We start from the raw sequence: 8871 nt of genomic DNA, 5'->3' as shown, positions 1-8871 counted from the left end.
CGGGGCCGCGCACGCCGCGCGAAGGGCCTGTGAAGGGCCGTGAAGGGCTACGCCTTCCACTTCTCCCAGGACATGTTCCAGCCGTTGAGGCCGTTGTCCGGGGCGACGGTGGCGTCGTTGGAGTTCTTGACGATCACGACGTCACCGATCATGGAGTTGTCGAAGAACCAGGCGCCCGGCGCCTTCTTGTCCCAGCCGCCGCGCACGTCGCGCAGGCCGATGCAGCCGTGGCTGGCGTTGTAGTTGCCGAAGGCGTCGCCGCCCCAGTAGTTGCCGTGCAGGAAGGTGCCGGAGGTGGTCAGGCGCATGGCGTGCGGGACGTCCTTGATGTCGTACTCGCCGCCGTAGCCGACCGTCTCGCCGTTCATCCGGGTCACCGTCAGCCGCTCGCTGATCACCATCTCGCCGTTCCAGGTCTCCATGCCGGCCTTGCCGGTGGTGACGGGGATGGTCTTGATGAGCTTGCCGTCCCGCATGACCTTCATCGTGAGCTTCTTGGCGTCGACGACGGAGACCTGGCTGCGGCCGATGGTGAAGGAGACGGTCTTGTCCTGCTCGCCGTAGACGCCGGGCCGGCCCTCGACGCCGTCGAGGTTGAGGTCGACGGTGACCTTCGTACCGGGCTTCCAGTACTTCTCCGGGCGGAAGTCGAGGCGGTCGTTGCCGAACCAGTGGCCCTCGACCTCGACGGCGGGCTCCGTCGTGATGCGGATGGCCCTCTCGACGTCGTCGGGGTTGGTGATGCCCCGGGTGAAGCGGAGGGAGAACGGCATGCCGACGCCGACCTTGGAGCCGTCCTCGGGGGTGAAGCTGCCGATGAAGGTGTTCTCCGGTGTCAGGGTGGTGAAGCTGGAGTCCTCGGCGGCGGTGCGGCCCTCGGAGTCCTTGGCGACCGCGTGCACGGTGTACTTGGTGGAGGCGGCCAGGTGGGTGGACGGCGTCCAGGTGGCGCCGTCGCCGGATATCCTCCCCTCGACCTCCTCGCCGTCCGGGTCCTTGACGACGACCTCGGTCAGCTTGCCCTTGACGGCGCTCACCTTCAGCGCGCCGCTGGTCTCCACGGACTTCGCGCCGTCCTTCGGCACGATGCCGACGACGGCCTCGGACTGCTTGCTCTGTGCCGCGGTCGAGCCCTTGTCCTTGCTCTTGCCGTCACCCGAGCCGGAAGCGGAATCCTTTCCCCCGCCACCGCAGGCGGTCACCGCCAGCATCACCCCGAGCGTCAGCGCCGCCAGCTTCCGGCCGCCGCGTCCCCGCGCGCGCACCGACGCCCCCGTTATCGGCCCCATGTTCAACTTGTTCTCCCCTCGGCGGGCCCAGGCCCCGGCCGGACCCCCGCCCCCGCGCGCCCCTCGCGCGCACCGGCGCATAGTAACCCCAGGCCAGAGGCGTGGGACGCGGCGGGATTGTCACCGTTCAGTCCCAACTTCACCGTCCCCGGGAGCGGTCGGCCCGCCGGTCGGGGATCACTTCACCGCGCTGCCCGCCGTCCACTCCTTCCAGCTCATGTTCCAGCCACCGAGACCGTTGTCGGCGGCGACCTTCTTGTCCTTGCTGTTGACCACCTCGACGACGTCGCCGACGAGGCTGCGGTCGAAGAACCAGCCGGCCGGGGTGTCCGCGCCACCGCCCTTCACGTCGCGCAGGCCGATGCAGCCGTGGCTGACGTTCCGGCGGCCGAACACCTCGGGCTCGGTCCAGTAGTTGCCGTGCAGGAAGGTGCCGGAGTCGGTCAGCCGGATGGCGTGCGGGACGTCGGGGATGTCGTACTCGCCGCCGAAGCCGACCGTGCGGCTGTCCATGCGGGTGACCTCGAGCATCTCGGTGATCACCATCTTGCCGTTGTACGTGGTGGTCTTCGGCGCCCCGGCCGTGATCGGCACGGTGGTGAGCAGTTCGCCGTCCCGTCTGACCTGCATGGTGTGCCGGGACGCGTCGACGACGGAGACCTGGCTGCGGCCGATGGTGAAGGTGAACGTGCGGTGCTGGAGGCCGTAGACCCCGGGTGCTCCCTCCACGTCGCGCAGCCGCAGCTCGACGGTGACCCGGGTGCCCGGCTTCCAGTAGTGCTCGGGGCGGAAGTCCAGGCGGGAGTCGCCGAACCAGTGCGGGCGGATCTCGACGGCGGGGCGGGAGGTGACGCGGACGGCGCGTTCGACCGCCGCGCGGTGGACGATCTTCCGGTTGAACGCCAGGGAGACGATCATCCCGGTGCCGACGGTGGAGCGGTCCTCCGGGGCGACGTAGCCGATGAAGCGTTCCTCCGGGACGTACGTCGTGAAGGTGGTGTGGCGGGCCGAGCGGCGCCCGTCGCCGTCCACGGCCACCGCGTCGACGGTGTACTTCGCGGCCAGCGCCAGCCGTTCGTCGTCGGGCTTCCAGGTCAGCCCGTCGGCGGAGACGCGTCCGGGGACCGGCGACTCCCGGGCGTCCTGCGACATGACGACCTTCACCGACTCCAGCCGCCCGTCCGGCACCCGCACCCGCAGTCCGGCGTCGGGGCGTACGTTCTTGCTGCCGTCGTCGGGTGCGACGTGGATGACCTCCTCGGGTGCCGGGGGGCCGAACGCCCCGCCCACGGGGCCGTCCGGGGTACAGCCGGCGGCCCCGGTCAGCAGTCCTGCCCATGTCAGTACGGCGGCCAGTGCGGCCCTCGCGCGCCGTGCGCGCCCTTGTACGTGCCTCACGCGGTACCCAACGACGGGCCGCGGTCCCGGGAAACGACCATGCCGCCCCCCGGGGAAACGTGAGTGCGAGGCACGCGCTGGGAAGAACAGGGGGGAGGACGACGCGCCGGGAGCCGCGGCCGGAACCGGGAGAGGCCGGGAGAAGGAGCCGCTGCATGCCCCTGTCCGCCGTCGTTCCACGAGCCGCGGGAGGCTGACAGGTGTCCAGCGCAGCCGAGCAGGAGGCGGTGGCCGGGGAGCGGGCCACCGGGGACGGGCGTCCGGCGGTCGTCGTGAACGGCGCGCGGCCGGTGACGCCCGCGCCCACGGTGCCCGTACGACCGGGCCGGCCGATGCCGCTGGGTGCCCGGTTCCGGGTGGGCCCGGACGGGGTGGCGGGGACCGACTTCGCGTTGTGGGCGGGCGGGGCGGAGGGCGTCGAGCTGTGCCTGTTCGACGAGCGGGGCAAGGAGAGCCGGGCCCGGCTCACCGAGCTGACGCACGAGATCTGGCACGGCTTCGTGCCGGGTGTGCTGCCGGGGCAGCGCTACGGCTACCGGGTGCACGGCCGCTGGGACCCGTGGACCGGCGCCCGCTGGAACCCGGCGAAGCTGCTGCTCGACCCGTACGCGCGCGCGGTGGACGGCGACTACGCCCCCGGCGGGCTGTCACCCGAGGTGTACGGGCACGTCCGCGACTGGCCGGAGCAGCACGTCGCGGACACCGTGCGCGACGACCGGGACTCCGCGCCGTACGTCCCCAAGGGTGTCGTCGTCCACGATGACGACGACTGGGCCGACGACCACCGGCCGAAGACGCCGTGGGCGGACTCGGTGATCTACGAGCTGCACGTCAGGGGGTTCACGCGGCGGCACCCCGGCATCCCCGAGGAACTGCGCGGCACCTACGCCGGGCTCGCGCATCCCGCGGCGATCGAGCACCTGGTGCGGCTGGGCGTCACGGCCGTGGAGCTGCTGCCGGTGCACCAGTTCGCGCACGAGGACCATCTGCTGCGGCGGGGCCTGCGCAACTACTGGGGCTACAACTCCATCGGCTACTTCGCCCCGCACGCCGGCTACGCCGCCTCCGGGACGACCGGACAGCAGGTCGGCGAGTTCAAGCGGATGGTGCGCGCCCTGCACGCGGCGGGCATCGAGGTGATCCTCGACGTGGTCTACAACCACACCGCCGAGGCGGGCGAGCTGGGTCCCACGCTCTCCCTGAAGGGCATCGACAACCGCGGCTACTACCGCCTCCAGCCGGACGCCCGCCGCTACGCCGACTACACCGGCTGCGGGAACACCCTGCACGTCGTCCAGCCGCACGTGCTGCGCCTGATCACGGACTCGCTGCGCTACTGGGTGACCGAGATGGGCGTGGACGGCTTCCGCTTCGACCTGGCGGCGGCGCTGGCCCGCTCCATGCACGACGTCGACATGCTCTCCCCGTTCCTCGCGGTGATCGCCCAGGACCCGGTGCTGCGCCGGGTGAAGCTGATCGCCGAGCCGTGGGACGTGGGGTCGGGCGGTTACCAGGTGGGCGCGTTCCCGCCGCTGTGGACGGAGTGGAACGACCGGTACCGCGACGCCGTGCGGGACTTCTGGCGGCACGCCCTGCCGGACGTACGGGAGATGGGCTACCGGCTGTCCGGGTCGAGCGACCTGTACGCCTGGGGCGGGCGGCGCCCGTACGCCTCGGTCAACTACGTCACCGCGCACGACGGTTTCACCCTGCGCGACCTCGTGAGTTACGACCGCAAGCACAACGAGGCCAACGGCGAGGGCAACCGGGACGGCACCGACGACAACCGCTCCTGGAACTGCGGCGCCGAGGGCGAGACCGACGACGGGCGGGTCCTGGCGCTGCGGCGGCGGCAGTTGCGGAACCTGCTGACCACGCTGCTGCTGTCGACGGGCGTGCCGATGCTGGTGGCAGGTGACGAGATGGGCCGCACCCAGGGCGGCAACAACAACGCCTACTGCCAGGACAACGAGACCGGCTGGGTGGACTGGAGCCTGCTGGAGGACCCCGGCTGGAAGGCCCTGTTCGAGCTGACCTCCCGGCTGATCGCCCTGCGCCACCGGCATCCGGTGCTGCGCCGCCGGGCCTTCTTCTCCGGGCGCGCGCACTCCGCGGACGGGCTGCGCGACCTGGCCTGGTTCACCCCGCGGGGCGCGGAGATGACCGAGGCCGACTGGTACGCGCCCGCCGCCACGCTCGGCATGTACCTCTCCGGGCGGGACATCCCGGGGCGCGACGAGCACGGGGCGCAGATCCTCGACGACAGCTTCCTCGCCGTCCTGCACGCCGGGGAGGAACCGGTGGACTTCGTCCTGCCGGGGCCGCCGTGGGCCGAGCGGTACGAGGTGGTCGTCGACACCGGACGGGAGGAGCAGGCGTCCGAGCCGGGCGTCGTGCACCGGGCGGGGACGGTGATCGCGGTGCCGGGGCGGACGGTGCTGCTGCTGCGGGTGCGCTGAGCCGGCCGCGCGAGGGCCGGTCCGCGCGGCCGTCAGCCCAGGATCCCCCGGTCGTAGGCCGCCGCGACGGCCGCGGCGCGGTCCTTGACGCCCAGTTTGGCGTACAGGTGGGTGAGGTGGGTCTTCACCGTGGCCTCACTGATGAACAGTTCGCGGGCGATCTCCCGGTTGGAGGTGCCCCGGGCGACCAGGGCGAGGACTTCGCGCTCGCGGGCGGACAGCGGTTCGCCGCCGGGCGAGCGGGGGGTGCGGACCGCGGAGACCAGCCGGGAGGCCACCGCCGGGGAGAGGACCGTACGGCCGTCGGCCGCCGCCCGTACCGCCGTGAACAGCTCCTCGCGCGGCGCGTCCTTCAGCAGGTAGCCGGTCGCGCCCGCCTCGATCGCGGGGAGGGTGTCGGAGTCGGTGTCGTAGGTGGTGAGGACGAGCACCTTGGCGCGGGCGCCGCGGCGGGACAGTTCGCGGATGGCGTCCACTCCCCCGCCGCCCGGCATGCGCAGGTCCATCAGGATCACGTCCGGGTCCAGGGCGGCGGCCCGCTCCAGCGCCTCGTTGCCGTCGGCCGCCTCGCCGAGGACGCGGAAGCCGGGCGCGGACTCGAACATGCCGCGCAGACCGTCCCGCACGACGGGGTGGTCGTCGACGATGAGGAGGGAGATGGCCGGGTCGTCAGTCATGGCGGACCAACGGTACGCGAGCCGACACCGCCGTCCCCTGACCGGGTTCGGACTCCACGGTGAGGGACCCGGCGATGCGCTCGGCGCGGGCGCGCATGCCGTCGAGGCCGAAGCCGCCGGCGCCGGTGCGGACGGGGCGGACGCGCGGGTCGAAGCCGCACCCGTCGTCGCGGATGTCGAGGGTGACCTCGTCGCCGATGTAGGAGAGGGTGACGCCGGCCCGGGTGGCCTTCGCGTGCCGTGCGGTGTTGGACAGGGCCTCCTGGACGATGCGCAGCAGGGTGGCGGCGACCTCCTCGTGGAGCGGTTCGGCAGTGCCGGTGACGGTGAGGCCGGCACGGACGCCGGTGCGTTCGCCCCAGTCCGCGACGGTCTTCCTCAGGGCCTCGGGCAGTCCGTCCCGGTCGAGGGCGACCGGGACGAGGTTGTGCACGGAGCGGCGGGCCTCGCCGAGGCTCTCGCGGGCGAGGTCCGTGGCCCGCACCGCGTGCTCGCGCGCCACCCGGGGGTCCGCGGTGTTCACCACGACCTGGAGCTGGGCGATGATGCCGGTCAGCCCCTGGGCGATGGTGTCGTGGATCTCGGCGGCCAGCCGCCGGCGCTCGTCGGCGACCCCGGCCTCCCTGGCCTGGACGAGGAGTTGGGCGTGCAGGGCGGCGTTCTCGTCGAGGGCCTGCTGCAACGCCGTGTTGGTCCGCTCCAGTTCGGCGATGGTCGCGGCCTGGGCACGGGCGCGGTCCTCCTCCAGGGTGGCGAGGTGGGCGAAGAGGAAGAGCAGCGCGACGTTGACGGAGAGGACCGCGCCGAAGACCATCCAGCCGATCCGGTCGCGCGGCGGCAGCCCGCCGGACTGCGAACCGGCGACCGTGACGGCGGTGGCGAGCAGCCCGGCGGTGACGAGCCGCCGCGGCAGCAGCCGTTCGGCGCCGAAGTAGCCGATGACCGCGTGGAAGGCGAACAGCGGGTTCATCCACGTCAGGGCGAAGCCGACGGCCCAGCGCAGCGCGTAGTAGAGGGTGCCCGCCGGGGACGGTCCCGGGCGGGCGCGCGCCGCGCGCCCCCACCACAGCTGGAGCACGAGGGCCGCGACGACGAGCGCGCCGGACGCGTACACCTCCCCGCGGGTCATGCCCACCGCCGAGACGGTGCCCGCCGCCAGCACGGTGCCGATGCCGAGCAGGGCGTACGGCCCCCAGCGGTGGAACAGTTCCCAGCGCTGCTCGACCGTGAAGGTCCCCCGTGCGCTCTCCACCGCCTGCGTCATCGCACCAGTGTCGGGTACGCCGCTCCCTCATTCCCAGCGGAACCAGCGGGCGGCGGCGGCCGTGAGCAGCACCGTCCAGGCCGCCGTCACGGCCAGGTGCGTCCAGCCCGGCCAGTCACCGGCCGCGGCGTCGCCCAGGGCCTCGGCGGCGGCGCCGAACGGGGTCCAGCCGACGACGCAGGCGAGGAGGTCGGGCATGGCCTGTACGGGCAGCCAGACGCCCGCGCAGAACATCGCGGGGAACAGCGCCGCGGACCCGACCGCCGTCGCGACCTTCGTCGTACGGGACAGGGCGGAGAGCAGGGCCCCCAGGGCGAGGCAGGCGAGGGCGGCCAGGAGCAGCGCGAGGAGGTATCCGACCGGTTGGCCCGGCAGCCGTACGTCGAAGGCCAGCCGGCCGACCGCGAGCGCGAGCAGGGCGGAGACCAGGGCGGCCCCGCCGAACACCAGCATCTGCGCGGACAGCAGGGCGGCGGCCCTGACCGGTGTGGTGGCCATCCGGCGCAGGATGCCGTGCTCGCGGTACCCGGTGAGGGTCTGCGGCATCCCCTGCACCCCGGCGACGATCACGCCGAGCAGCACGGTGACCGGTACGTAGACGTCGACCGCGCGCAGTCCGCCGAGGGAGGGGTCGGCTTCGCGGAAGGACGGGATGGAGCCGAGGATCCCCAGCAGCAGGGCGGGGAAGAGCATGATCCAGAAGAGGTGGCCGGGTTCGCGCCGGAACAGGCGGATCTCGGCGCGCAGGACGGCGGGGTGGAACACGGAAGCGATCATGCCGAGACCTCCTCGGTCGGGCCGGACGTGCCCGTCAGGTCCAGGAACGCGTCGTCCAGCGTGGCGTCGGTGACCCGGAGCTGGTGCGCGGTGACGTGCGTGCGGGCGAGCAGCGTGATGACGGCGTTGACGGTCTCGTCCGTGCCGGACAGCGTGACGCGGCCGCCTTGGTGCTCGACCGAGGCGAGGCCGGGCAGCGCGTTCACCTCGCGCTCGTCCAGCGGCGCGGACGGGGTGAAGCTGATGACGGTGGCGCCCGCCGAGCGGCGGATGAGCCCGGCCGGGGTGTCCAGGGCGGCCACCCGGCCCCGGTCGATCACCGCGATCCGGTCGCAGAGCCGCTGGGCCTCCTCCATGAAGTGGGTGACGAGCAGGACGGTGACACCGCTCGCGCGGATGTCCTCGATGAGCTGCCAGGTGTCGCGGCGGGCGCGCGGGTCGAGACCGGTGGTCAGCTCGTCCAGCACCACCACCCGGGGGTCGCCGACCAGGGCCAGCGCGATGAACAGGCGCTGCTTCTGGCCCCCGGAGAGCTTGCCGAACCGGGTGTTCAACTGCTGGCTCAGCCCGAGGCGTTCGGTCAGCGGCCGCCAGTCGGCGGGCCGGGGGTGGAAGGCGGCGTACAGCTCCAGGGCCTCGCGGACGGTGAGCTTGGGCTGGAGTTCGCTCTGCTGGAGCTGGACTCCGAGGACGCGGGCGACCCGTTCGTGGTCGGCGACGGGATCGAGGCCGGTCACGCGGATCCGGCCCGCGTCGGGGACGCGCAGGCCCTCGACGCATTCGACGGTGGTGGTCTTGCCGGCGCCGTTGGGGCCGAGGATCCCGAAGACCTCGCCCTCCTCGACCGCGAAGGAGACGCCGTCCACGGCGGGCCGGCCGCCGTAGGACTTGCGCAGATCGGTGACTTCGATGACGGGCATGGCACCAGCGTCGCGGCGCGCGGGGCGGGCGCGCATCGGCCGTCGCGCTCGAAACGGCATCGGCCGATCGGCTGATGGAGGGATACG

7 protein-coding genes are annotated in these 8871 nt (G+C 72.8%); 1 reads left to right on the top strand and 6 read right to left on the bottom strand.

Annotation, left to right across the window (positions count from 1 at the left end; translation table 11 throughout):
- Window positions 1-47: 47 nt before the first annotated feature.
- Both RIM90_RS12315 and RIM90_RS12310 read right to left on the bottom strand, forming a co-directional pair.
- A complete protein-coding gene (locus RIM90_RS12315; protein ID WP_309060698.1) occupies window positions 48-1289 on the bottom strand; it encodes an Ig-like domain-containing protein in 1242 nt (413 codons plus the stop codon).
- A gap of 177 nt (window positions 1290-1466) precedes the next feature.
- Window positions 1467-2687, bottom strand: coding sequence for an Ig-like domain-containing protein (locus tag RIM90_RS12310; RefSeq protein WP_309060697.1), 1221 nt, complete (start codon window positions 2685-2687; stop codon window positions 1467-1469).
- 200 nt (window positions 2688-2887) lie between these two features.
- Here RIM90_RS12310 and glgX point away from each other — a divergent pair, with 200 nt between their 5' ends.
- Window positions 2888-5146, top strand: a complete 2259-nt coding sequence (gene glgX, locus RIM90_RS12305; RefSeq protein ID WP_309060696.1) for a glycogen debranching protein GlgX — start codon at window positions 2888-2890, stop codon at window positions 5144-5146.
- Window positions 5147-5178: 32 nt separating this feature from the next.
- Here the strand turns inward: glgX and RIM90_RS12300 are convergent, their stop codons facing one another.
- From RIM90_RS12300 to RIM90_RS12285, 4 genes are read right to left on the bottom strand one after another with little or no spacing between them, the layout of a single operon-like run.
- A complete protein-coding gene (locus tag RIM90_RS12300) occupies window positions 5179-5823 on the bottom strand; it encodes a response regulator transcription factor (protein WP_309060695.1) in 645 nt (214 codons plus the stop codon).
- The gene (locus RIM90_RS12295; protein ID WP_309060694.1) at window positions 5816-7087 is read right to left on the bottom strand and encodes a sensor histidine kinase; all 1272 of its coding nucleotides are present in this window, start codon (window positions 7085-7087) and stop codon (window positions 5816-5818) included. Before RIM90_RS12295 ends, RIM90_RS12300 begins: the two co-directional genes overlap by 8 nt.
- Before the next feature lie 27 nt (window positions 7088-7114).
- Complete coding sequence (locus tag RIM90_RS12290) at window positions 7115-7864, bottom strand: ABC transporter permease (RefSeq protein ID WP_309060693.1); 750 nt, start codon at window positions 7862-7864, stop codon at window positions 7115-7117.
- Window positions 7861-8784, bottom strand: a complete 924-nt coding sequence (locus RIM90_RS12285; protein WP_309060692.1) for an ABC transporter ATP-binding protein — start codon at window positions 8782-8784, stop codon at window positions 7861-7863. The genes RIM90_RS12290 and RIM90_RS12285 overlap by 4 nt, the downstream gene beginning before the upstream one ends.
- Window positions 8785-8871 lie beyond the last annotated feature (87 nt).

This window comes from Streptomyces sp. (assembly GCF_031181555.1).
In the GTDB taxonomy this organism is placed as follows: Bacteria; Actinomycetota; Actinomycetes; order Streptomycetales; family Streptomycetaceae; genus Streptomyces; species Streptomyces fimbriatus.
Note: the sequence above shows the minus strand (reverse complement) of the source record. Positions and strands in the feature narration are given on the sequence as shown.

Coding starts and splice junctions, on each gene's coding strand:
- RIM90_RS12295 (WP_309060694.1), bottom strand. CDS start 7,087: ATGACGCAGGCGGTGGAGAGCGCACGGGGGACCTTCACGGTCGAGCAG.
- RIM90_RS12315 (WP_309060698.1), bottom strand. CDS start 1,289: ATGGGGCCGATAACGGGGGCGTCGGTGCGCGCGCGGGGACGCGGCGGC.
- RIM90_RS12300 (WP_309060695.1), bottom strand. CDS start 5,823: ATGACTGACGACCCGGCCATCTCCCTCCTCATCGTCGACGACCACCCC.
- RIM90_RS12290 (WP_309060693.1), bottom strand. CDS start 7,864: ATGATCGCTTCCGTGTTCCACCCCGCCGTCCTGCGCGCCGAGATCCGC.
- RIM90_RS12285 (WP_309060692.1), bottom strand. CDS start 8,784: ATGCCCGTCATCGAAGTCACCGATCTGCGCAAGTCCTACGGCGGCCGG.